This window comes from Streptococcus halichoeri, assembly GCF_019774635.1.
Classification (GTDB): Bacteria; Bacillota; Bacilli; order Lactobacillales; family Streptococcaceae; genus Streptococcus; species Streptococcus halichoeri.
Genome location: NZ_CP081502.1, coordinates 302744 through 327218 on the forward strand (window position 1 = coordinate 302744; position 24475 = coordinate 327218).

15 protein-coding genes, 17 tRNA genes and 2 rRNA genes are annotated in these 24475 nt (G+C 43.1%); 2 read left to right on the forward strand and 32 right to left on the reverse strand.

Annotation, left to right across the window (positions count from 1 at the left end):
• Window positions 1-25: 25 nt before the first annotated feature.
• Entirely contained in the window at window positions 26-673 is a 648-nt protein-coding gene (gene pcp / locus K5J94_RS01535; protein WP_159545952.1) for a pyroglutamyl-peptidase I, read from the forward strand.
• Window positions 674-829: 156 nt separating this feature from the next.
• Window positions 830-1921 (forward strand): CHAP domain-containing protein, encoded by a 1092-nt coding sequence (locus K5J94_RS01540; RefSeq protein WP_159549434.1) that lies wholly within the window; start codon window positions 830-832, stop codon window positions 1919-1921.
• A gap of 192 nt (window positions 1922-2113) precedes the next feature.
• On the opposite strand, the gene purH is transcribed toward K5J94_RS01540, so the two are convergent.
• The 32 genes from purH to K5J94_RS01700 all read right to left on the reverse strand — a co-directional run bounded on the left by purH (window position 2114) and on the right by K5J94_RS01700 (window position 24409).
• Window positions 2114-3661 carry a bifunctional phosphoribosylaminoimidazolecarboxamide formyltransferase/IMP cyclohydrolase gene (purH, locus tag K5J94_RS01545; protein WP_221913730.1) on the reverse strand — a complete coding sequence of 516 codons (1548 nt, stop codon included), beginning with the start codon at window positions 3659-3661 and terminating at the stop codon, window positions 2114-2116.
• A 150-nt stretch (window positions 3662-3811) separates the two neighbouring features.
• Complete coding sequence (gene purN / locus K5J94_RS01550; protein WP_159549431.1) at window positions 3812-4366, reverse strand: phosphoribosylglycinamide formyltransferase; 555 nt, start codon at window positions 4364-4366, stop codon at window positions 3812-3814.
• Complete coding sequence (gene purM, locus K5J94_RS01555; RefSeq protein ID WP_221913273.1) at window positions 4363-5385, reverse strand: phosphoribosylformylglycinamidine cyclo-ligase; 1023 nt, start codon at window positions 5383-5385, stop codon at window positions 4363-4365. Before purM ends, purN begins: the two co-directional genes overlap by 4 nt.
• A 24-nt stretch (window positions 5386-5409) precedes the next feature.
• Window positions 5410-6867, reverse strand: a complete 1458-nt coding sequence (gene purF / locus K5J94_RS01560) for an amidophosphoribosyltransferase (RefSeq protein ID WP_159549425.1) — start codon at window positions 6865-6867, stop codon at window positions 5410-5412.
• A 124-nt stretch (window positions 6868-6991) separates the two neighbouring features.
• On the reverse strand, window positions 6992-10729 hold the full coding sequence (locus K5J94_RS01565; protein WP_221913275.1) for a phosphoribosylformylglycinamidine synthase: 3738 nt from the start codon (window positions 10727-10729) through the stop codon (window positions 6992-6994).
• 49 nt (window positions 10730-10778) lie between these two features.
• Window positions 10779-11495: a phosphoribosylaminoimidazolesuccinocarboxamide synthase gene (gene purC / locus K5J94_RS01570; RefSeq protein ID WP_159549418.1), complete on the reverse strand. Its 717-nt coding sequence runs from the start codon at window positions 11493-11495 to the stop codon at window positions 10779-10781.
• A 230-nt stretch (window positions 11496-11725) separates the two neighbouring features.
• Entirely contained in the window at window positions 11726-12946 is a 1221-nt protein-coding gene (locus tag K5J94_RS01575) for an IS110 family RNA-guided transposase (RefSeq protein WP_221913277.1), read from the reverse strand.
• Window positions 12947-13464: 518 nt separating this feature from the next.
• Window positions 13465-14472, reverse strand: a complete 1008-nt coding sequence (gene plsX / locus K5J94_RS01580; protein ID WP_159565119.1) for a phosphate acyltransferase PlsX — start codon at window positions 14470-14472, stop codon at window positions 13465-13467.
• 94 nt (window positions 14473-14566) lie between these two features.
• The gene (gene recO / locus K5J94_RS01585) at window positions 14567-15370 is read right to left on the reverse strand and encodes a DNA repair protein RecO (RefSeq protein WP_221913279.1); all 804 of its coding nucleotides are present in this window, start codon (window positions 15368-15370) and stop codon (window positions 14567-14569) included.
• A gap of 111 nt (window positions 15371-15481) precedes the next feature.
• The gene (locus tag K5J94_RS01590; protein WP_159545970.1) at window positions 15482-16444 is read right to left on the reverse strand and encodes a ribose-phosphate diphosphokinase; all 963 of its coding nucleotides are present in this window, start codon (window positions 16442-16444) and stop codon (window positions 15482-15484) included.
• A gap of 466 nt (window positions 16445-16910) precedes the next feature.
• Entirely contained in the window at window positions 16911-18173 is a 1263-nt protein-coding gene (gene pcsB / locus K5J94_RS01595; protein WP_221913281.1) for a peptidoglycan hydrolase PcsB, read from the reverse strand.
• 95 nt (window positions 18174-18268) lie between these two features.
• A complete protein-coding gene (gene mreD / locus K5J94_RS01600; protein WP_221913283.1) occupies window positions 18269-18775 on the reverse strand; it encodes a rod shape-determining protein MreD in 507 nt (168 codons plus the stop codon).
• Between the two features lies 1 nt (window position 18776).
• Window positions 18777-19592 carry a rod shape-determining protein MreC gene (mreC, locus tag K5J94_RS01605; protein ID WP_159565223.1) on the reverse strand — a complete coding sequence of 272 codons (816 nt, stop codon included), beginning with the start codon at window positions 19590-19592 and terminating at the stop codon, window positions 18777-18779.
• A 56-nt stretch (window positions 19593-19648) separates the two neighbouring features.
• A tRNA-Ser gene (locus tag K5J94_RS01610) sits at window positions 19649-19736 on the reverse strand.
• Between the two features lie 7 nt (window positions 19737-19743).
• Window positions 19744-19817, reverse strand: a tRNA-Ile gene (locus K5J94_RS01615).
• 39 nt (window positions 19818-19856) lie between these two features.
• Window positions 19857-19927, reverse strand: a tRNA-Gly gene (locus K5J94_RS01620).
• A 5-nt stretch (window positions 19928-19932) separates the two neighbouring features.
• Window positions 19933-20005, reverse strand: a tRNA-Phe gene (locus tag K5J94_RS01625).
• Window positions 20006-20035: 30 nt separating this feature from the next.
• Window positions 20036-20109 (reverse strand) — tRNA-Met (locus tag K5J94_RS01630).
• Window positions 20110-20121: 12 nt separating this feature from the next.
• A tRNA-Ser gene (locus K5J94_RS01635) sits at window positions 20122-20211 on the reverse strand.
• Between the two features lie 6 nt (window positions 20212-20217).
• Window positions 20218-20291: transfer RNA gene (locus K5J94_RS01640), tRNA-Ile, on the reverse strand.
• Between the two features lie 25 nt (window positions 20292-20316).
• A tRNA-Met gene (locus tag K5J94_RS01645) sits at window positions 20317-20390 on the reverse strand.
• A gap of 5 nt (window positions 20391-20395) precedes the next feature.
• A tRNA-Pro gene (locus tag K5J94_RS01650) sits at window positions 20396-20469 on the reverse strand.
• Window positions 20470-20476: 7 nt separating this feature from the next.
• Window positions 20477-20550: transfer RNA gene (locus K5J94_RS01655), tRNA-Arg, on the reverse strand.
• Window positions 20551-20563: 13 nt separating this feature from the next.
• Window positions 20564-20648, reverse strand: a tRNA-Leu gene (locus K5J94_RS01660).
• Window positions 20649-20656: 8 nt separating this feature from the next.
• Window positions 20657-20728, reverse strand: a tRNA-Gly gene (locus tag K5J94_RS01665).
• Window positions 20729-20738: 10 nt separating this feature from the next.
• Window positions 20739-20811, reverse strand: a tRNA-Thr gene (locus K5J94_RS01670).
• A 9-nt stretch (window positions 20812-20820) separates the two neighbouring features.
• Window positions 20821-20902, reverse strand: a tRNA-Leu gene (locus K5J94_RS01675).
• A 5-nt stretch (window positions 20903-20907) separates the two neighbouring features.
• Window positions 20908-20980, reverse strand: a tRNA-Lys gene (locus tag K5J94_RS01680).
• A 107-nt stretch (window positions 20981-21087) separates the two neighbouring features.
• Window positions 21088-21160, reverse strand: a tRNA-Asp gene (locus K5J94_RS01685).
• A gap of 18 nt (window positions 21161-21178) precedes the next feature.
• Window positions 21179-21251 (reverse strand) — tRNA-Val (locus K5J94_RS01690).
• Window positions 21252-21291: 40 nt separating this feature from the next.
• Window positions 21292-21407 (reverse strand): 5S ribosomal RNA (gene rrf / locus K5J94_RS01695).
• 98 nt (window positions 21408-21505) lie between these two features.
• A 23S ribosomal RNA gene (locus K5J94_RS01700) occupies window positions 21506-24409 on the reverse strand.
• Window positions 24410-24475 lie beyond the last annotated feature (66 nt).

A 24475-nucleotide genomic window follows, 5' to 3' on the forward strand; every position in this document is an offset into this window, starting at 1 on the left:
TATCAAATAGAAAGGACCTTCCATTATGAAAATTCTTGTAACTGGTTTTGACCCCTTTGGTGGTGAAACAATCAACCCTGCCCTTGAAGCTATTAAGCAATTACCAAAAACCATCAAAGATACCACCATTGTCACAGCGGAAATTCCTACTGTTTTTCATAAATCTGCCGATATTCTTGAAAAACACATTAAAGCAGAACAACCAGATGTCATTTTATGTATTGGTCAGGCCGGTGGACGCACAGGCCTAACGCCTGAACGCGTTGCCATTAATCAAGATGATGCACGAATTGCTGATAATGAAGGAAACCAACCCATTGATGTGGCTATTCGCGAAGATGGCGAAGCTGCTTATTTTTCAACCTTACCCATCAAAGCTATGGTTGATTACATTCAAAAAGCAGGGCTACCAGCTGCTATCTCCAATTCGGCAGGTACCTTTGTTTGTAACCATTTAATGTATCAAGCTCTCTACTTAGCTAAAAAATATGCTCCTTCAGCCAAAGCTGGCTTTATGCATATTCCTTTTATGATGGAACAAGTGGTTGATAAGCCAAATACCGCTGCGATGAATCTAGATGACATTACGCGTGGTATCCAAGCAGCTATCGAAGCTATTATTGACTATAACAACCAAGAAGACCTCAAAACAATTGGGGGAACCACCCACTAAACTATTAAAAACGTCACAGCTGTGGCGTTTTTTTCGTGTCTCAATCCCTTCCCCTTTTCCTTTTGTTATCTCCTCTTCACAAAATTTATCAAAAAATGTCACTGATTGCTCCATTTTGATGAACTTCTTCGAATAATCAATTACAGGAGGAATATCATGACATTTAAAAAACAATTATTAACACTAGGGCTATTATTTGGTATGCCCTTGTCCTTACTGACCACAACACCAGCAACACAGGCTGCTGTCCTTGGGGATAACTATCCTAGTCAGTGGCGCCTTAGTCAAGGTGTAGACACTTGGGGCATGTACACCCGACAATGTACATCCTTTGTTGCCTTTCGTTTAAGTTCTGCTAATGGCTTTGCGCTGCCTAGAGGTTACGGCAATGCTGATACCTGGGGCCACATTGCACGTCAGCAGGGCTACCGCGTTGACCATCAACCAACGGTGGGCTCCGTCGCCTGGTTTGATAAGGGCATCAATTTCTCAGATTATAATTACGGCCATGTGGCTTGGGTAGCTGAGGTCAATGGCGACTCTGTTACTCTAGAAGAATACAATTATAATGCTGGCCAAGGGCCATATAAGTACCACCGGCGGCAGATCCACAAACACCATGCCAGTGGCTTCATCCACTTTAAGGATCTCAAAGACAGCCATGGTATGACAACTACTGAGGACACTCGCACCGACTTGGCACCAAGTGGTGTCTACTACTTTACAGAGCGCAGCGCCGTTCGCCCTCAACCTAACGTAAACACTCAAGAGTTAGCTTACTATGACAAGGGTCAGTCTGTATTTTATGATAGCGTCTTAACTGCAGATGGCTACCAATGGCTCTCCTATATTGGAGCAAGTGGTAACCGCCGCTATGTGGCCATCAAAAAGCTCAACGCTCCTAAGCAACCTCACCAATCTGAGCTTAATCCGGCGGACTTCAAAGTTGGAGATTTAGTATCCTTTCCTGGTGTCTTTAAGATAAGCAGCGTGAATGGCATCTTCGTTACCAGCGCTGACTTGTCCGGTGACAACCCTGGCCCCTTGAATTACCTTGATCCAACACCTGTCAATGAAACGGATCAAGAAGGACACTTCTTTGGGGATCAACTCCTTCATGTAGGAGAATACATCACCATCCCCGGTAAATTCACTATTTTAGCTGTAGATAAGGCCACAAGCGGGATTCAAGTTAAAATTGGCAACAGAAATACCTGGGTAACCATGCAAAGAGCTCAACGAGAATAATATTCTTGGTCAAACTTTGTTTACTGCAAAGCGATTCTCTAAATAAAGAGACTGATTTCTGGACGTTTCAGACATCAGTCTTTTCATATCCCCAACGATTCTAATAAAAAACTAAAACCAGGCTTGCCCCTTGCTCTAGTGGATGAGTGAACAGTTAGTTCCCCTGTTCCTCTATACTTTGGGCGGATTTTCTTAATGTCTAAAGTGACGGACACCAGTAAAGACCATGGCGATACCATGTTTGTTGGCAGCATCGATGGAGTCTTGGTCACGCACGGAACCACCTGGCTGCACGATGACTTTGATGCCAGCTGCGGCAATTTCTTCAATGTTATCAGAAAATGGGAAGAAAGCATCACTGGCTAAGACTGCGCCATCAAGCCGATCCTTAGCCTGCTCAATCGCAATGCGAACAGAAGCTAGGCGGTTGGTTTGACCAGGACCAACGCCAAGAGTCATGTGGTCATTAGCGATCAAAATGCCATTTGATTTCACGTATTTGATCGCTTTCCAAGCAAAGGCTAGCGCTTCTTTTTCCTGCTCACTTGGTTGCCGCCTTGTCACCACTTGCCAGTTTTCTGGCTGTTCTACAACCACATCTTGGTTTTGTACCAGCATCCCACCGACAACACCGGTGTACTCTGCTTCAACCTCACTGGCAGCTTGCGCATCAAAAGGTAATTCTAAGATGCGAAGGTTCTTCTTTTTACTTGTCAAAATGGCTAGCGCTTCTGTAGAATAGCCGGGTGCAATGATGATTTCAAGGAAAATAGCATGCATTTTTTGCGCTGTCGCTGCATCGACTATGCGATTCAAGACCACAATCCCACCAAAAATCGAAACAGGGTCAGCAGCATAAGCATAGTCCCATGCTTGTTCAAGCGTATCGGCCTGGCCAATACCACAAGGGTTCATATGTTTCAAAGCAACTACAGTGGCTTGGTCTTTAAAGTCACGGATAATACGGATGGCTGCGTCAGCATCCCGGATATTGTTAAAGGACAAGTCTTTGCCGTTTAATTGCTTCGCTGAAGCAATGGAATAGGCTGTTGGTAAAGCCTTTTGATAAAAGTCAGCCGCTTGTTGGGGATTTTCTCCATAGCGCATTCCTTGCTTGAGGTCATAGGTCAGGGTCAGTTTTTCAGGCTGAGTTTCACCAACTTGAGTCGTAAAATAATCAGCAATTAGAGCATCATATGCAGCCGTATGTCGAAACACTTTAGCAGCTAAGCGTTGGCGTGTTTCATAAGTGGTCGCACCCAGATCTGATAGCTCTCTTAAGACGAGATCATAGTCCTTGGGATCAACAAGTGCTGTCACACTCGCATGATTTTTAGCAGCTGAGCGTAGCATGGAAGGGCCACCAATATCAATATTTTCAACAGCTTGCTCATAAGTCACTTGTGGCTTACTAATCGTTTCTTTAAAAGGATAAAGATTGACCACCACCAAGTCAATCAAGCTGAGCTGATTTTCTTGGACAGCAGTGAGGTGACTTGCTAAATCACGACGCGCCAATAACCCACCATGGATATTAGGATGTAGGGTTTTAACCCGTCCATCCATCATTTCGGGAAAGCCCGTCACATCTTCAATTGCAATAGTGTCAATCCCAGCCACATCAAGGCTTGCCTTTGTTCCTCCCGTTGAGATAATCTCCCAGCCAAGCTGCCTTAAGGTTTTGGCAAAGGCAACAATGCCACTTTTATCAGCAACACTTATAAGTGCACGTTTTGTTATCATATCAATTGTCAAGAACGATTAGAAAGCAGAGCTTATTTAAACTATCTCACATAGACCTTCTCTTAAAAGTATCTTGTTTAAAGGAGCAACTTTCCGCTCAGACCTCTTTCCTTTCTTTTACTATCTTTTCTATTAATCAAACTAATATTATTTTGATTTAAGCCCAAGTTCACGTAAAACTTCAGCATAGAGCTTGCGTTCTGCGGCATGAATTCGGGCTTCAAAACTTTCTAAGGTGTCATCTTTGAGGCGAGGTACCCGCACTTGCTTAATGATCTGACCTGTATCAATGCCCCTATCAACCCAATGAACCGTTACTCCTGATGTTTCCACACCGGCCTGCCAAGCATCTTTAATACCATGTGCCCCTGGAAATTCAGGTAAGTAGGCGGGGTGAATATTAATAATACGGCCTTCATAGGCTTGTAACAAGGCTGGTCCCACAATTTTCATGTAACCCGCCAGACAAATTAGATCGATGTCATGTTTTTCTAATAAAGCAATGATTGCTTCTTCATAGGCCACCTTGCTTGAAAATTCATTCAGCTCAAAGCTATAATATTGGACCCCCAGTTTTGCTGCTCGTTTTAAAGCGTAAGCTTGGCGTTTATCGGTGAACAAAAAGCTAACAGGGAACTGCTCTGCTATTTCCTGAAAGTTAGACCCCTGGCCCGAAGCAAAAACAGCTAGGTTTTTTGTCATGCAATCACCACACTTTTATCTTTTTTACTAATAATGCGACCCACTTCATAAGCCGGTTCAGCTAGACTTTCTTTAACCAGGGCAAGGTGTTCTGGCGCAACTGCTAAGATCATGCCAATACCCATATTGAAAATTTCAAACATTTCTGTGTGCTTGATGTGACCATGCTTTTCGATAACCTTAAAGATTGGTGGCACTGGCCATTTTGTCTCATCAATCTCTGCGGCCAAGTCTTGGGAGAACATTCGGGGGATATTTTCCACAAAACCACCACCAGTGATATGGGCAACACCCTTAATCAGGCCGGTTTTAAGGAGAGGTTGCAGGGCTGTTACATAGATCCGTGTGGGCTCAAGCAGTACTTCCTTAAGTTTTTTACCTGCTAATTCAGGAAGCACCTCCTCGCCTGTGTAATCAGCAAACACCTGTCTGACTAGCGAGTAGCCGTTGGAATGCAAGCCGCTTGAGGCTAGACCTAAAAGAATATCTCCTTCTGCAACTCTAGAACCATCAATAATCTGAGACTTCTCAGCGACGCCAACTGCAAAGCCAGCTAAATCATACTCATCTGACCCATACATACCAGGCATTTCTGCCGTCTCGCCCCCAATCAGTGCAGCTCCTGCTTGAAGGCATCCAGCAGCTACACCGGCAACTATTTGTTCTAGCTTAGCTGGTTGATTTTTACCGGTTGCAATGTAATCCAGGAAATAAAGTGGTTCTGCTCCGGCAGCAATAATATCATTGACGCACATGGCCACACAGTCTTGGCCAATCGTGTCATGTTTATCATATTTCATAGCCAGCATTAGTTTTGTACCCACGCCATCTGTACCAGAAATTAACACAGGCTCCTTTAGAGCCATGCCTGACAAATCAAACATGCCACCAAAGCCACCCAGACCACCAAGTACACCTTGGCGTTTGGTCCGCTCCACATGCTTTTTAATTCGCTCGACCACTTCATAGCCTGCTTCCACATCTACACCTGATTGCGCATAAGCATTTTTTTCTGTCATTTAGCACTCCTTTTTATCGCAAAGCTATTTTGTCACTTGATCAATATGAAAGCTAACCTGTTCTTCTAAACTTTTTAGGTAAGCTGCTTCGTAATCATAGAGAGGTGTTGGATAGTTACCATCAAAGTAAGCCACACATAGGCCACCATTTGGGGCATCTGTTTCTAAACCAATGGCATCAATCAAGCCGGGCAAAGATAAATAAGTTAAACTATCAGCACCAATAATCTTGCAAACTTCATCTCGCTGATGATTTGCCGAAATCAATTCCCGCCGCGTTTGAATATCAATGCCATAAAAACAAGGGTATTTTAATTCTGGGCTACCAATAGCGACATGCACTTCTTTAGCACCAGCTTCGCGTAAAAGCTTGACGATCCGCCGGGAGGTCGTCCCTCGAACAATCGAGTCATCAACCATCACCACGCGCTTGCCCTTAACCACTCCTGAAACAGCTGACAGCTTCATACGCACACCTTGCTCACGCAATTCCTGAGTGGGCTGAATGAAGGTTCTTTGGGTGTATTGATTCTTAACCAGCCCCATTTCATTTGGCAAACCAGATGCCTCGGCAAAACCCATGGCCGCTGATAGGGAGGAATTGGGAACACCAATCACAATATCCGCCTCATGCTTAAATTCCTGAGCTAGGCGCCGACCCATATTTTTTCTAGCAGTATGCACATTCACACCATAAATTGTTGAATCTGGCCGCGCAAAATAAATATATTCCATAGCACAGATGGCAAGCTGCGTATCAGCGGTGTAATGATCAATCTTAAGACCAGAATCATCAATAATAACGATTTGTCCTGGTAAAACATCACGTATCCACTTTGCACCAATCACTTCAAAGGCACAGGTCTCACTAGAGACAACCCAGGCTCCATTTTTCATTTGACCGATGGACAAAGGTCTAAAGCCATTTGGATCCAAGGCGGCTATCAGCTTATCCTCAGTCATCAAGAGATAGGCAAAACCGCCCTTGACTTGGTTTAAAGCAGCTTTTAACTTATCTAAAAACTCAGGTTCTTGGCTACGGCGAATCAAGTGCATCAAGATTTCCGTATCCGATGACGCATTAAAGATCGCCCCTTCTCTTTCCAATTCCTGTTTAAGCGACAGGGCATTGGTTAAATTACCATTGTGACATAAGCCAAATTGAGCATCAGTAAAGTTATAAAGAAAAGGTTGAATGTTATTAATAGAAGCTGTTCCAGCCGTAGCATAGCGCACATGGCCAATAGCAGCTGTTCCGATGAGTTTTTCTAAATCTTTAGGGTCTTTAAAAACGTCTGACAAGAGACCTGTAGCACGATGCTGGTGTAATTGTCCTTTAGCATTTGTGATAATGCCTGCACCTTCTTGACCACGGTGTTGCAAACTATGTAGACCAAAATAGGTGACTTGAGCAGCTTGAGGGTGTCCCCAAATGCCAAAGACCCCACACTCTTCATTGAGTGATTTTACTTCGTATGTCATATTTACCTCATAAACGAGTTGAAAGGAAAATAATTGCAAAACAGCTCCCTCTGGGCTATTTTGTCTAACTTTCTCTTGAATAGTCAATTATCAAGTTCTCTAGCAGGAACAAGGGTGACTATGCTTAATCTTTTAATCCTTTTTGTGTAAAGTGTTTCACAGCTGACACAAACAACTGTTGTTCTTTTTGACCGGGAATATTTTGAAACAGACCAGCTTCATAACGTTCAGAGTGCCCCATTTTGCCAATTATTTGACCGTTCTTACTTGTAATCCCTTCAATAGCATGAATAGAGCCATTAGGGTTATAGACAGAGTCCATGCTTGGTTGCCCATTAAAATCAACGTATTGGCTAAAGATTTGCCCATTATCACGTAATTCTGCAAATTCTTCTTGTGATACAACAAATTTTCCTTCGCCATGTGATACGGGAATGGTATGAATATCGCCAACCGAGACCCCCTGTAGCCAAGGCGAGTTGGTATTAGCGATACGGGTTTCCACCATCTTGGCGACGTGTTGATTAGCATCATTGGCAAAAAGGGTGGGGCTGGTTGCACTAGCTGTGTCAAACTTTCCATAAGGAAGTAAACCAGATTTTATCAGTGCTTGAAAACCATTGCAAATCCCAATCATCAAACCACCTTTTTCCAGAAAAGCTTCAATGGCTGCACGCACTTGGGCATTTAAAAGAACGTTGACGATGAATTTTGCTGAACCATCTGGCTCATCGGCAGCTGAAAAGCCGCCAGCCAAAAAGATAATATTGGCTTTTTCGATATGGTCTACCATTGTGGCAACAGATGCTTGAATCGCTGCTTCAGTTAAGGTAACAAATGGCACTACCTCAACACGCGCCCCGGCCTGTTCAAAAGCCTTGGCAGAGTCGTATTCTGAGTTGGTTCCTGGAAATACAGGAATATAAACCAAGGGCTGGTCAATGACTTCTTTGGCTTGGACAACTGCCTTTGAGGCTACTGCTGGTACATCGGCTAGTTCAGTGGCCTGGTCAAATGTGGTGGGATAGACAGCTTCTAGTTTGCCTTCGAAGGCTTCAAGCAGCGCTGCTCCAGAAAGCACTGTCTGGTTAACCGTCACCGTAAAGTCCTCAGTGGTCTGCCCAATCGGCACAAGCTCTGCAATTTCCAAAGGACTGGTAAAGATAAAGCCTCCCAATTGTGCACTTAAACTGTCTTCAACCTGATCGAGCTGGACCTGGGCGCCAATGCGATTGCCAAAAGTCATGAGCACCAAACTCTCCAGCACTCCGCCGTATTTGACAGCTGCTGCCGCTGTGATGGGATACTTTTCTTGGATGGCTTTAAAGTTAGAAAAATTAGCTTTAATCAGGTCAAAGGCAATCTCTTGGGATAAAGCCGCACCTGGCAGATAGTAGATCTTCTGACCAGCAGCTTTAAATTCTGGTGATAGGACTTGATCCGTATGGGCAGTAGTAATACCAAAGGCCACCAGAGTGGGAGGTACCTTTAATTCTTCAAAGGTGCCTGACATAGAGTCTTTCCCACCAATAGCAGGTAAACCTAGCTGTATCTGAGCTTCAATAGAACCAAGGAGAGCCGCTACTGGCTGACCAAACCGCTCTGTTTGCTGATCCATGCGCTCAAAATATTCTTGATAAGAAAAGCGAGCCTTGGTCCACTGCGCTCCTGTCGCCACCAAGCGTGCTGTTGCTTCAATAACGGCAAAGGCTGCTCCGTGGTAGGGCGACCATTCTGCAAGAAAAGGATGATAACCATGAGCCATCACAGAAGCTGTTTTTGTTAGTCCATTTTGGACAGGGAGCTTTTGCACTGAGCTTTCCGTTGGAGTCAGCTGATAGCGACCACCTAGAGGATGATTAACAGTTGAGCGACCAACCGAACTGTCAAAAAGAGTCTGCAGACCTTTTTGAGAACTATGGTTTAAATCGGCTAAAACAGCCTTGGTGTCAGCTTCTAAAGTCAAAAGACTGGTTTGTCGCACTTCTGGTAAGGCAAGGTCCTTGTCAACAACCTTGGCAGTCACTTCTGCTCGTACCCCATTGGTATCAAGAAAACGACGCTCAATATCAACAATGGTTTGACCATTCCATGTCATCACAAGGTTAGCTTTTTCAGTGACATGAGCCACCACAACGGCATGAATATTTTCTTGATGGCACTCATTTATAAATGTTTGAGCATCTTGTTCTCGTACCACTACGGCCATCCGTTCTTGGGATTCTGAAATAGCAATTTCTGTCCCCGTCAGACCTTGGTATTTTAGAGGCACCTTGTTTAGATCAATTTCAAGGCCAGCAGCAAGCTCACCGATAGCAACACAAACACCGCCCGCCCCAAAGTCATTGGCCTTTTTAATCAAACGGGTCACCTGGCGTTTACGAAAAAGTCGTTGGAGTTTACGTTCTTCTATTGCATTTCCTTTTTGAACCTCAGCGCCAGCCGTTTCGACAGAAGCCTGAGTCTGAACCTTAGAAGAACCGGTCGCACCACCTATGCCATCACGGCCAGTCGCACCACCTAAAAGAATCACAAGATCTCCTGCTTGTGGTTTTTCCCGCACTACATTGTCTTTTGGAACAGCTCCCACCACAGCCCCAAGCTCCATTCGCTTGGCTACAAAGCCCGGATGGAAGAACTCTCTCACATAGGTGGTCGCTAGGCCAATTTGATTTCCATAGGAAGAATAGCCCTGCGCCGCTGTTTTTGAAATCATCTCCTGTGGCAATTTCCCCTTGCGGGTAGCCGCATAAGGCAGGGTAATATCGCCGGCGCCAGAAATGCGCATAGCCTGATAAACATAGGAGCGACCAGACAAGGGGTCACGAATGGCTCCACCAATACAGGTTGCTGCTCCACCAAAGGGCTCAATTTCTGTAGGGTGATTATGCGTTTCATTTTTGAACATCAATAGCCATGGCTCTTTAACCCCATTGACATCCACTTCAATTTCCACCGAACAAGCATTGATTTCATCAGACACTTCCATATCATCAAGCCGCCCCTTTGCACGTTCATAGCGACCAAAGATTGTTGCCATATCCATCAAGGTTTGCGGCTTGTCTTCTCGCCCTAATTCCCGGCGCATAGCTACATACTTGTCATAGCTTGCCTGCAGTTGCTTTTCAAATTTGGAAGCCGAAAAATCAATCTCTTTTAGCGCTGTTTCAAAGGTCGTATGCCGGCAATGATCCGACCAATACGTATCTAAAACCTTTATTTCCGTTTCTGTTGGCACACGGTCCATTGACTTGTAATAAGCTTGAATGTAAAGAAGATCAGCCACCTCCATTGCAAGACCGGCCTCAGCCTTATAAACCGCAAAATCATGAGCATCATACCCTAAAAAGAAATCCAACCGTGGAATAGTAGTCTCTTGCGCTAAAAAATCTTGCATCACCAGAGGCCCCGTCACATCTTTCAAACGAGAATCCACAGGGTTGAGTAGATAGGTCTTAATAGCAGCCAATTCTTGCTCGGAAATGTCTTGATTTAAGAGATATAGCTGCGCTGTATGGACACACGTCTGCTGAGCTCCGCCTAGCAAGAACAAAGCATCCTGGGCACTAGCTGCCGCCTGGTCAAATTGGCCAGGTAAAGGCTCAATCGCAAAGAAAGTAGACGCCTCTAAGCAAGCATGCATCTGTTGCTCATCACGTAAGGTATCTGTGACCGACTCTGCAAATAAATGCTTTTGGGCTTGCTTTAAAAGATCCTGCTCAATATTAAAGATTTCATAAACTTGAATAAGACGCAGGTCTGTTAACGTCGTCAATTGCAAATGTTGAATCAATTCGTGACGAAGTGCGTGTGCTTTTGTCCCAAAGACTGCTTTTTTTTCAACAAAAATCCGTTTATCCATGCTTTCCTTCCCTTAAAAGGTTATTTCTTTGCTCAATCATTATCAGGCACTAAGCCTCGTCTAAGGCTTTTAATTTATCATAAACAGCTTGGTACACTTCCACGAGGTTTCCCAAATCACGCCGAAAGACATCCTTGTCCATATGCCTTCCCGCCCTATCCCATAACCGACAATTGTCTGGGGAAAATTCATCAGCTAAGAGCAAACGCTGGTCATGAGCAAAGCCAAATTCTAGTTTAAAATCAACCAGTTGCAAATCTATAGAAGCAAACCAAGCTTTTAATAAGTGGTTAACTCGCTTAGTCTCTGCCTTAATTGCCTCAATGGTAGCCTGATCTGCAATCGCTAGCGCCCGAATATGATCCTCATTCATCAAAGGATCGTCTAAGGCATCTTGCTTATAATAAAATTCAATAATCGGCTCTGATAGGAGCTGCCCTTCTGGCAAGCCAAAGCGTTTACAAAATGAACCTGCTGCCACATTTCGTAGAACAACTTCAAGTGGAATAATCGTCACACGCTGGTTAAGCTGTTCTGTCTCAGATAGTTGCTTAATAAAATGCGTGGAAATACCAGCCTGATTTAATTTAGTAAACAACAAAGATGAGATTTTATTATTAAGAGCGCCTTTGCCGATAGCAACTTCTTTTTTTAGCCCATTAAGCATGGTCACTTGATCTTTGTAAACTACTCGGATCATCTGTTCATCAGCAGTGCTATAAAGGTCTTTAGCCTTACCTGAATAAATAAGTTGATTCTCCTTCATATCGTTCGCCTTTTATATTATTTTTTATTAAATCATACCATAATAAGCATAAATGTTCAACTTTTATTGGATATTCCATCTTTTAATAAAGTTAACATTCGTTTTCTTTGCACAAAAACCTGCTAACAAAAGTCAAGGTGCTTTTTCACTTTGACTTTTGTTTTTTGTGCATGACAAAAAAGCTGATTAAAATCAATAAAATCAGCTAGGTAATTTGTTTTATTTGAAGTTTATGCTGCTTTTCTTTGCTCCGTTCTCAACTTAGCTTGCATGACTTTTGCATAATAGATTCGCAGAAATTTATTCAAACCTGCAAATTTACATACTTTCCTTGGCTTTCCTTCTTTTTCTTTCTTTATCATGTATAAGTAAATCTCATTGTCTTGATTTTTCGCACTCATCATGCATTTCATTGCCTGGTAGCCGACTTTTCTCAGGATTGAATTTCCTCTTTTTGATATTTTTCGTTGGGTGGCTTTGAAGTTCCCTGATTCATAGGGCGGGGCATCTATTCCAACAAAGGATATTAGGCATTTCTTATTCCTGAACTTGCTTAAATCTCCAAATTCCGCCGTTATTTGAACGGCTAATTTATCGGATATTCCTGAAAATTTTTTTGCTTCTTGATATTCTTCTAATGGCTCGGCAAGTTCGATCATTTGTGATAATATATGATGTAAGCTTTGGTTAATTCCTTTAACCAGCTTAATGCTCTCTTGTACGTCCGCTTCTATATATGGGCTGTTAGAGGGTTGAGTGGAGATACCTTCCTGAGCAAGGCTATAGATGGACTTAGCCTTTTGTGTATTCGGATGGTATCTCTTTTCTTTTGCCCAGATGTGATATTTTTTTACAAATTCTTCTTCTGATAGTTCTAGAACCTTATCCTTATGCCACCATTTTTCAAGAAAGTCTAGTAACTTGTCTTTCGAAAAGTCTTGTGAGCCGTGCGGAATTAATTTTTTTATGCCAGGAAATGTTTGGTCAATGATATGGTCAATAAAATTGATTTGACAGACCCTTAGTTCCATGTAGTGTTGATAAGAACGGTTTAAATGCTTTAGTTCTTGGTAGTTTGTATTATCTAGATTGTAATTTTCTAGGGTGTCCCAGTAGATTAAACCGTATTCGGCTATCTGTTTGGCATCAAGCCGATCATTTTTAGCTTTTCTAAAACTTATTGATCGACAGAATTGCTTCATCTTTAGGGGGGTTACTACGCTTACAAAGTATCCATTTGCCTTTAAGGTATATAAAATGGGCAGATGGTATTTACCTGTGGCTTCCATAACAATTCTTACATCTGTTACATCTGCCATTCGTCTGAGAAATTTTTCAATTTCAGATTTGGAATTCATTACATCATATGATTTCCAAATCACTTTATTTCCTTGCTCTAATGCACATGCGGTGAATTTTTCTTTAGTAATATCAATGCCAATAGAAATCATCCCTTGTTCTCCTCATTATTATTTGTAGTTTCTACCTGCACCCATTTCCAGTCATTTTAGCTCGTTACGCGGACTTTTTGTCCAACCTGCTTAATCGAATACTGATAATGAATCGGTAGATGACAGTTTTTGTGACGGATATCTATAATCCAAAAAGAGCCTCGTCATACTACCTTTTCATTATATAAAAATAGTGCAAGTAAGAGTTTCCTCTTTCTTACACTATTTATGGTACTAAAAAGAGCACACAAGCAGCGCCTAACCAGCACAGCCTCGTCCTCACTATTTTTAAAATCATTCTTTAACTGCTTGCTGCGTCGATTACCTCAGCACAGCTATGAGCTTGTAAACGCAAAAACTAGACGAATTAAATGATGTTGCCACATAACAGTCACCCTTATACACCAAACTTCACGAGCTTCATGGCCACTTTTTGCTCCTCCAAGCTTGCAGCCAAAGAAAGCCTATATAGGCACGAAGAATTGGCTCAGCCAACTCAGCTAATGGACACAGCTTAGCTATTCCTCAAAAGCTTGCTCTTGTGCAAAAGTTTCAACCAATTGCCCAACAACATGTGAGTCAAGCATTTGACGAATCTGCTTAAGCGTAAAGAAGATGGAAGTTGCATCACTTGAACCGTGTGATTTTACCACGGGAGCTTTAATACCAAATAATACAGCTCCGCCGGCACTTGAATAATCCAAAGATTTCTTCATATCATACAAACTACTTTTAAGGAGCAAGGCTCCCACTTTAGCTTTGAAGCCACCACTTTTAATAGATGTTTTTAATTGGCTAAGAATGGCTTGCGCTGTCCCTTCAATCGATTTTAAAACAGCGTTTCCCGTGAAACCATCAGCGACCACAACATCAGCCACACCAGTCATTAAATCTCTTGCTTCAATATTACCAATAAAATGAAATCTGGCATCACTAGCAAGCAGTTGGTAGGCTTCCTTGCGTAAAGGATCACCTTTCATCTCCTCAGTCCCGTTATTTAATAAGCCTACTCGTGGTTTGTCAATCCCACGGACATGATGAGCATAAAAAGAACCCAAAACAGCAAACTGCTGAAGCTGACTAGCCGTATTTTCAGCATTAGCCCCCAAATCCAACATATCAAAACCTGTGCCATCAGTCGTTGGCAAGGTCGATAAAAGACCGGGTCGGTCAATACCCTTGATACGTCCTACCACAAATAAGCCTGCTGCCAGCAATGCACCGGTATTTCCAGCTGATAATACTGCATCTGCTTGACCATCTCTAACCGCCTTAGCGGCTAAGACCATTGAAGCCTGCTTTTTTCGTCGAATGGCTTTTGCCGGTTCATCATTGGAATCAATTTTTTCATCCGTATGGAAAATCGTAACGCGTTCTGTGGCAGTTAAATAAGGTTTAATTTTTTCCTCATCACCAAAGAGCTGAATCTCAATATCCTCAAAAGCTTCAATAGCTCTATTAACGCCTTCAATAATTGCCTTAGGAGCATTATCGCCACCCATAGCATCAACTGCAATTCGTTTCATACCTCATCACTCCTTATTCTTATTACCTAAAATTAAACAGAATAACTCCATTATAGCATAAAGCTAAGCAGCCTTCAGCAACAGCCTCATGTCATCAAGACTTCCTCTCAAGATCACTCGCAGGATCCTTAATCTCAGCCGAAGGGCGCATAATATCTGCCCAACTATCTAATTGATCAATAAAGGTTTTACTCTTCAAACGAAGACCTACATAGTCCTCATAAAGCTCATCAATAAAAGCACGTAATTGCTTCTTTATAGAGGGGTTTAAATTAATGGCCGTTAAGTGATCAATACTCATCAAATGGAACTGATCAAGCAAATACAGCACATTGGGATTGAGATGATGACGCCGCTTGTCCAGATGATAATGTTCTGGGCACAGCACTCCTGAAAATTGATGTGAAAAATCAAATGCCAATCCCACCCGGTGACAAACACTACATTCATGAAAATTTAAATGAATGCCAAAACGATCAAGCAATTGAATTTCAAAAATGTTGGTTAAAATATCATAAGCAAGACCACTTTCCATCAAATCTAATGTTTTTCTTAAAAATACAAATAAAGCAGGATCCGGCTCCCCATCAGGTAGCGCAGCATCAACTAAAGCTAATAAATAGGAAGCATAGGACAACTTAAAAATATCACTATTGATTTTGGGATAGGTCTCAACTTCTCCCGTATCATCAATATAAGAAAGACCCTTATCGTTGATTTTCAGTATAAAATCTGCCCTCGTCAAGGGTTGAACCAGAGCTGCTGCTTTAGATTTACCAGCATGCTTAACAAAAAACATGCGCTTTCCCTCTGTCTCTGTAAACATTTTAACCAGTTTATCATCTTCACGATAATCACGATTAAAAAGAACAATACCCAAGGATTGAACGCTTCGCATAAGTCTCCTTCCTATTTCAATTTCTGCCTTCTTAAGCCTAGTTTTATTATACAAAATTTAAGAAAATCCTACCGTTTAAAGCCATTAAAAAAGTAGCCCAAGGACTACTTTTTAATGGCCGATCTCAAATAATGGTGACAACGGACGTTTTTCATGAATTCTAATAATAGCTTCCGCAATCAAATCAGCAATGGAAATTTGCTCAATCTTATCAATTAACCGTTCCTCTGGCAAATAAATCGTATCCAAAACAATCAGTTTTTCAATAGCCGATTTTTGAATATTTTCAAGAGCAGGACCAGATAGAACGGGATGCGTACAAGAAGCATACACAGCTGTTGCACCAGCTTGCGCTAAAGCATCTGCTGCATGACAGATGGTCCCAGCAGTATCAATCATGTCATCAATTAAAATACATTTCTTACCAGCGACCTTACCAATAATATGCATAACTTCGCTCGTATTCATCTTATTAACACTACGGCGTTTATCAATAATCGCAATGGGGGTTTGGAGGAATTGTGCTAATTTCCGTGCGCGTGTGACTCCGCCATGGTCAGGACTGACAACAACCACATCATCCCCAACCAAACCTTGACGTTCAAAGTAATTAGCAATCAAAGGTGCACCCATTAAATGATCAACAGGAATATCAAAGAAGCCTTGGATTTGTGCCGCATGCAAATCAATTGTCAAAAGACGATCAACCCCAGCCACTTCTAACATATTGGCAACCAATTTAGAAGTAATTGGTTCTCTCGAACGAGCTTTACGATCTTGTCGTGCATAACCATAATAGGGCATAACCACACTAATTTTTTCAGCACTAGCACGTTTTAATGCATCAACCATAATTAAGATTTCCATTAAATGATCATTAACAGGCGAACTAGTTGATTGCAAAATAAAAACATGATGCCCACGAATGGATTCTTCAATATTAACTTGAATTTCACCATCCGAAAATTGACGAACCGATGATTTCCCCAGCTGAACACCCATTGATGATGCCACTTTTTCCGCCAATTCCTTGTTTGACGATAAGGCAAACAATTTTAAATCAGAATAAGACATGATTTCCTCCAAAGTTTTAGTCCTCTACCATTTTAACCCTTTTTTAGCATTTTTTCAAACGTAATTCAACAAGGAGAAATACCTGCAAGCGCCTGAATCACAGGAATTTTCAGCATTCAGCCTGCAATGATAAGCAAAAGCCACATCAGTCCTTCACTGCAAAACTCACTGCCTACAACTGCTTAAAGTACTTTTAAAGCCATCTACCCCTACAACAAGACCAGGCAAACAGCGCAATGACTTCCCAACAACAGCTACCTCAAAGCATTTCCAATCAAGCCTTAAACCTTTGTAATGCCATAACATTCATTAATTAATGTTGGGTAAAAGTAAACCAAAGCAATATCCTACTTAGTGATCAATCATCCGCTGCAAATAACACTGATCCCAAACTAGAATCAACAGCCAACCAAAGCAAATTCAAAAAGGACTAGCTTAAAGCTAATCCCTATCATTTAATTTCTTATTAATGTGGGTAGATGTAGACCGCAGCTCCTTGGTAGGTTGAAGTTGGGTCAAACCAACCACGATGATCATCAATAAATTGTTTTCCATTAAAGTTGGATTCCATTACACGAATTCTAGACGAACTTTCAACAGAAGTTACCACTGCTACGTGGCCATATCCCCCATCATTCCAAACAGCAATCGCGCCAGGTACTGGTGTTGAACCAACCTTAAAACCAGCTGCTCTTGCACTTGTAGCCCATTGGCCACCATTGCCCCAAGCGTTTCCTGCCCAAGGAGCAAGTGCCTTAGCACCCCAAGTACATTGACCCATTGGATAAGTATTATCTGCGTTTGAAATAGATGGTGTATATGAAGCTGGTGTAGAACGACGAGCCCGTGGTTGTGGGACTGCAGTTGGTGTCGCTGTAGCAGCAGTTGCTGCTGTTTGAGCTGCAGGTGCCACAAGTGAACTTGGTGCTGCTGTAGGTGCAGTTGAACTCTGTTTCGCTAATTGCTCTTGTGCAGCAACTACTGATGCTGCTTGGGCTTTAGCCTGTTCTTCTGCCTTAGCCTTAGCTGCTGCCTGTTCGGCAGCTGCTTTACGAGCAGCTTCTTCTGCGGCCTCTTTTTTAGAAATTAACTCAGCTTTTTTATCTTCAGCAGTAGCTAGCTGGGCTGATAATTCTAATTGAGCAGCTTCTAATTGGGCTTTTTGAGTAGTTAAAGCAGCTTCATTATCCTTTAAAGCTTGTTGATTTTCACTAACAGTATTAATAGCTGCTTGGTTAGCTTCTTGTTTTTCTAGAAGAGCTGCTTTATCAGCCTTTTGATGTTCTAACAACTTAGCATTTGCAGAAACTGCTCTGCTAATTGCAAAAAAACGCGTTACAGCATCAGAAATGGACTTAGAATTCAAAAGCGTATTGATATAAGTTGAAGTCTGACTACCACGCTGTGCACTACGAGCTTGCTCTGCTAATTTTTCGTTACGAGCAACAATCTGATTAGTCAGAGATTGGATTTCTTGTTCATATTGTTTTGAACGCTCTTTAAGCTCTGCGTTTTGTGCTGCTAAGCTATCTTGTTCAGATTGTAATGCACTAACTTGCGATTGTAATGCATTAACTTGTTTACTTGCTGCTTGCTGTTGACTAGTAAGGTTTGAGATTTTTTTGTCAGCATCAGAAATCTTCACATCAATGTTATCTGCACTAACAACTGTAGCTGCTCCAAGGGTAGCACCACTTACAAGAACGGCTAATAATATTCTCTTTTTCATTTTAAAAAAACTACTCCTTTTCGATAAGACATCTTATATTTTATCAGATTTTTCACGATTTAATATTACGCTATTATTACATTTATATGTAATAATCACACAAATAGCTGATTAAGTAGCTTTTTCCCAATGACAGCTGCAAAAATGGTAACCAGTAACGACGGCAATAAATGGAAGGTAATAAAATAGGCCCAATCCACAAAAATCCGGTGGTAACAACGCAGAAGAAAATAAGCAGTTACTTGAACCAAGAAAAGATAGATAAGCAGAATTAGTATCTCTTCAAAATATCGCCATCTATACTCCAAAAAACGAGAAATAGCAAGGGCAAATAAAGTAATAACTGGTAGTATAATGACCATTATTCCTAAATAGGCAAAATAATGATAATCATAAAGCATTCCCAAGAACACAGCAAGTAAACAAGAAGTCGTCATTTTAAACTGCTTACAAAAGTAATAAAAGGCTGCCAAAAAAAGCATAGGGAAAATTGTAATATGACCATTCACAAAAAAATGAACCAAGGCAGCTAAATGCCCTTCGATGAGCATCAATAAAATAATGAGGAAAAATTGAAATATTTTCTTGAAATGTACTTTCATCTTATTTCCCCACTACCGACACATAATTAACGTCAGAAGCCTCATCAAATAGTTGAATCATAATTTTCCTTTTCAATTTATCATCATCATTGACAGTTCTCACAACTTTGCCAATAGGAATATCCGAAGGCGATTTACCATCCAAACCGCTTGAGTATACCGTTGTACCAATAGAAATAGGAGTATTAGAATTATATTCACTAGAGGAGATGAGATTAGCAGCTGAATCATAGCTATTTAAGCTACCAAATATTGTTCTTTTTCCATCGTTAATTTTTATTGGAAGATGAAACGTTTGACCACTTGTTAAGAGGGCAACATCCGAAAAATGAGGTGTAACTTGATTAATTACCCCAATTAACCCCTTAGAAGTTGAGACAAGCATCCCTTTTTGCACACCTTGACGCTTTCCTAAAGCTATTCGCATGGTATTACCCCATGTTTTTGGAGTTCTAACAATGACTTCGGCAGATTTCTGAAAAGACTGCTTATAGTCAATACCCAACAAAGCTTTTAATTCTCTGTTTTCTGAGGTTAATTGTCTAACACTAACTGTATCTCTTTTTGAGGTCGCTAAGCTTGCTTTTAATTCTTTATTCTCATTATAGGTATTGATAAAACTTTTTGCCTCACCAGAAATTTCTTGCAAAGTAATAATAGGGCGTGAAATAACCTGATCTACTCGTGACAAAGAGCTTTGCGTTAAAGATGACAAATAAGGCGAGAACGATTCTTTTACCAATAAAAATAAAAATGATAAACAGATAAATAATATGGTTAAAATAAAAAAGAAGCGTGAAATTTTAAACTTATTCATATCAAACCCTCAAAAATAAAAAAAGGAATATCGAAACGATATTCACATTTGCAAAACGGAGAATAAGGGATTCGAACCCTTGCGCCAGTTTCCCGACCTAACGATTTAGCAAACCGTCCTCTTCAGCCTCTTGAGTAATTCTCCATAATAATGGGCACGAGTGGACTCGAACCACCGACCTCACGCTTATCAGGCGTGCGCTCTAACCACCTGAGCTACGCGCCCAAGACAATAAAATAACTATAGTCTTGGAATAAACTATAAAGCGGGTGACGAGAATCGAACTCGCGACAACAGCTTGGAAGGCTGTAGTTTTACCACTAAACTACACCCGCTAAAATGGCGCGAGACGGAATCGAACCGCCGACACATGGAGCTTCAATCCATTGCTCTACCAACTGAGCTACCGAGCCAACTATAAGTATTATCTCTAATACTCTATATTGCGGGAGCAGGATTTGAACCTACGACCTTCGGGTTATGAGCCCGACGAGCTACCTAGCTGCTCCATCCCGCGATATCTTTTAAAAGGAGGATGTGGGATTCGAACCCACGCACGCTTTTACACGCCTGACGGTTTTCAAGACCGTTCCCTTCAGCCGGACTTGGGTAATCCTCCGTTTAATGGACCTTGTAGGACTCGAACCTACGACCGCTCGGTTATGAGCCGAGTGCTCTAACCAGTTGAGCTAAAGGTCCAAAGTCAATCCATATAACTAAATTATAGCGGCGGAGGGGATCGAACCCCCGACCTCCCGGGTATGAACCGGACGCTCTAGCCAGCTGAGCTACACCGCCATAAATCGGGAAGACAGGATTCGAACCTGCGACACCTTGGTCCCAAACCAAGTACTCTACCAAGCTGAGCTACTTCCCGAAAAAAATGCACCCTAGAGGAGTCGAACCTCTAACCGCCTGATTCGTAGTCAGGTACTCTATCCAGTTGAGCTAAGGGTGCTCTATAAATGTTATGCCGAGGACCGGAATCGAACCGGTACGATGTGAACCATCGCAGGATTTTAAGTCCTGTGCGTCTGCCAGTTCCGCCACCCCGGCTCCTCACAAGCGAACGACGGGATTCGAACCCGCGACCCCCACCTTGGCAAGGTGATGTTCTACCACTGAACTACGTTCGCATTCTATTAATGCCGGCTACATGACTTGAACACGCGACCCTCTGATTACAAATCAGATGCTCTACCAACTGAGCTAAGCCGGCTCTCTATTATGCGGGTTAAGGGACTTGAACCCCCACGCCGTTAAGCGCCAGATCCTAAATCTGGTGCGTCTGCCAATTCCGCCAAACCCGCTGACATGACCCGTACTGGGCTCGAACCAGTGACCCATTGATTAAAAGTCAATTGCTCTACCAACTGAGCTAACGAGTCTTTTCATCATTTAATGTTTTTAATTGATTTTCTTCAATTGAGTAACGAATGACATAAGCTCCGCTTATTCAATCCGCAACTTTTATAAGTCCAACGGACTTATAAAACGGTCCCGACGGGAATCGAACCCGCGATCTTCGCCGTGACAGGGCGACGTGATAACCGCTACACTACGGGACCTGTATCTTTTCAATACTATGGGAGTTAACGGGTTCGAACCGCTGACCCTCTGCTTGTAAGGCAGATGCTCTCCCAGCTGAGCTAAACTCCCATGGTTGGAACTTTAACTCCATTGAGCTAAACTTCCTTTGGCTAAGCAACTACCGTATCTAACAGGGGGCAACCCCCAACTACTTCAGGCGTTCTAGGGCTTAACTGCTGTGTTCGGCATGGAAACAGGTGTATCTCCTAGGCTATCGTCACTTAACTGCTTGGGTGAACTGTCTTCTAATCGTCCACTCAAAATTGAATACCTCTATCTTAACAAGAACTCTACCTCTATGTCAATAAACTTTTCTATTATCCTCGGATAAGTCCTCGAGCTATTAGTTTTAGTCCGCTTCATGTATCACTACACTTCCACTCCTAACCTATCTACCTGATCTTCTCTCAGGGCTCTTACTGATATAAAATCATGGGAAATCTCATCTTGAGGCGGGCTTCGCACTTAGATGCTTTCAGCGCTTATCCCTTCCCTACATAGCTACCCAGCGATGCCTTTGGCAAGACAACTGGTACACCAGCGGTAAGTCCACTCTGGTCCTCTCGTACTAGGAGCAGATCCTCTCAAATTTCCTTCGCCCGCGACGGATAGGGACCGAACTGTCTCACGACGTTCTGAACCCAGCTCGCGTGCCGCTTTAATGGGCGAACAGCCCAACCCTTGGGACCGACTACAGCCCCAGGATGCGACGAGCCGACATCGAGGTGCCAAACCTCCCCGTCGATGTGAACTCTTGGGGGAGATAAGCCTGTTATCCCCAGGGTAGCTTTTATCCGTTGAGCGATGGCCCTTCCATGCGGTACCACCGGATCACTAAGCCCGACTTTCGTCCCTGCTCGAGGTGTTGCTCTCGCAGTCAAGCTCCCTTATACCTTTACACTCTGCGACTGATTTCCAACCAGTCTGAGGGAACCTTTGGGCGCCTCCGTTACTCTTTAGGAGGCGACCGCCCCAGTCAAACTGCCCGTCAGACACTGTCTCCGATAGGGCTAACCTATCCGGGTTAGAGTAGCCATAACACAAGGGTAGTATCCCAACAACGCCTCCAACGAAACTGGCGTCCCGTTCTCTATGGCTCCTACCTATCCTGTACATGTCCTACAGATACTCAATATCAAACTGCAGTAAAGCTCCATGGGGTCTTTCCGTCCTGTCGCGGGTAACCTGCATCTTCACAGGTACTAAAATTTCACCGAGTCTCTCGTTGAGACAGTGCCCAAATCATTACGCCTTTCGTGCGGGTCGGAACTTACCCGACAAGGAATTTCGCTACCTTAGGACCGTTATAGTTACGGCCGCCGTTTACTGGGGCTTCAATTCAGATCGTCGCTTGCGCTAAACCCTCCTCTTAACCTTCCAGCACCGGGCAGGCGTCACCCCCTATACATCATCTTACGATTTAGCAGAGAGCTGTGTTTTTGATAAACAGTTGCTTGGGCCTATTCACTGCGGCTGATATCACTATCAGCACCCCTTCTCCCTAAGTTACGGGGTCATTTTGCCGAGTTCCTTAACGAGAGTTCTCTCGATCACCTGAGGCTACTCGCCTCGACTACCTGTGTCGGTTTGCGGTACGGGTAGTATGTAGTTAAACGCTAGAAGCTTTTCTTGGCAGTGTGACATCACTAACTTCGCTACTTACATTTCGCTCCCCATCACAGCTCAATGTTACAGAGATAAGCATTTAACTCATCTCACACCTCACTGCTTAGACGTGCTCTTCCACTCGCACGCTTTAGTTAGCCTGCTGCGTCCCTCCTTCACTATACATACTAGTACAGGAATATCAACCTGTTGCCCATCGGATACACCTTTCGGTCTCTCCTTAGGTCCCGACTAACCCAGGGCGGACGAGCCTTCCCCTGGAATCCTTAGTCTTACGGTGGACAGGATTCTCACCTGTCTTTCGCTACTCATACCGGCATTCTCACTTCTATGCGTTCCAGCACTCCTCACGGTATACCTTCTTCACACATAGAACGCTCTCCTACCATTACCTCTAAAGGTAATCCACAGCTTCGGTAAATTGTTTTAGCCCCGGTACATTTTCGGCGCAGGGTCACTCGACTAGTGAGCTATTACGCACTCTTTGAATGAATAGCTGCTTCTAAGCTAACATCCTAGTTGTCTGTGCAACCCCACATCCTTTTCCACTTAACAATTATTTGGGGACCTTAGCTGGTGGTCTGGGCTGTTTCCCTTTCGACTACGGATCTTAGCACTCGCAGTCTGACTGCCGAATATATCGTCTTGGCATTCGGAGTTTATCTGAGATTGGTAATCCGGGATGGACCCCTCACCCAAACAGTGCTCTACCTCCAAGAGACTTACTTCGACGCTAGCCCTAAAGCTATTTCGGAGAGAACCAGCTATCTCCAAGTTCGTTTGGAATTTCTCCGCTACCCACAAGTCATCCAAGCACTTTTCAACGTGCCCTGGTTCGGTCCTCCAGTGCGTTTTACCGCACCTTCAACCTGCTCATGGGTAGGTCACATGGTTTCGGGTCTACATCTACGTACTATTTCGCCCTATTAAGACTCGGTTTCCCTACGGCTCCGTCTCTTCAACTTAACCTCGCACGTAAACGTAACTCGCCGGTTCATTCTACAAAAGGCACGCTCTCACCCATTAACGGGCTCGAACTTCTTGTAGGCACACGGTTTCAGGTTCTCTTTCACTCCCCTCCCGGGGTGCTTTTCACCTTTCCCTCACGGTACTGGTTCACTATCGGTCACTAGAGAGTATTTAGGGTTGGGAGATGGTCCTCCCAGATTCCAACGAGATTTCGCGTGTCTCGCCGTACTCAGGATCCTGCTAGAGTCATCTACTATTTCAACTACGAGGCTGTTACTCCCTTTGGCTGACCTTCCCAGGTCATTCGTCTATAGTATCTGATCCCACGTCGCAGTCCTACAACCCCAAGGAGTAAACTCCTTGGTTTGCCCTCTTGCCCTTTCGCTCGCCGCTACTTTGGCAATCGCTTTTGCTTTCTCTTCCTGCAGCTACTTAGATGTTTCAGTTCACTGCGTCTTCCTTCTCATAACCTTAACAGTTATGGATACTAACCTTTAGTTAGTGGGTTCCCCCATTCGGACATCTCTGGATCAGCGCTTACTTACAGCTCCCCAAAGCATTTCGTCGTTTGTCACGTCCTTCTTCGGCTTCTAGTGCCAAGGCATCCACCGTGCGCCCTTATTAACTTAACCTTAGTTCCAGTCTTTCGACCTTCTTTATTTTTTTAATAGGTTCGCGTTTATCTTTTTTTCGGTTTC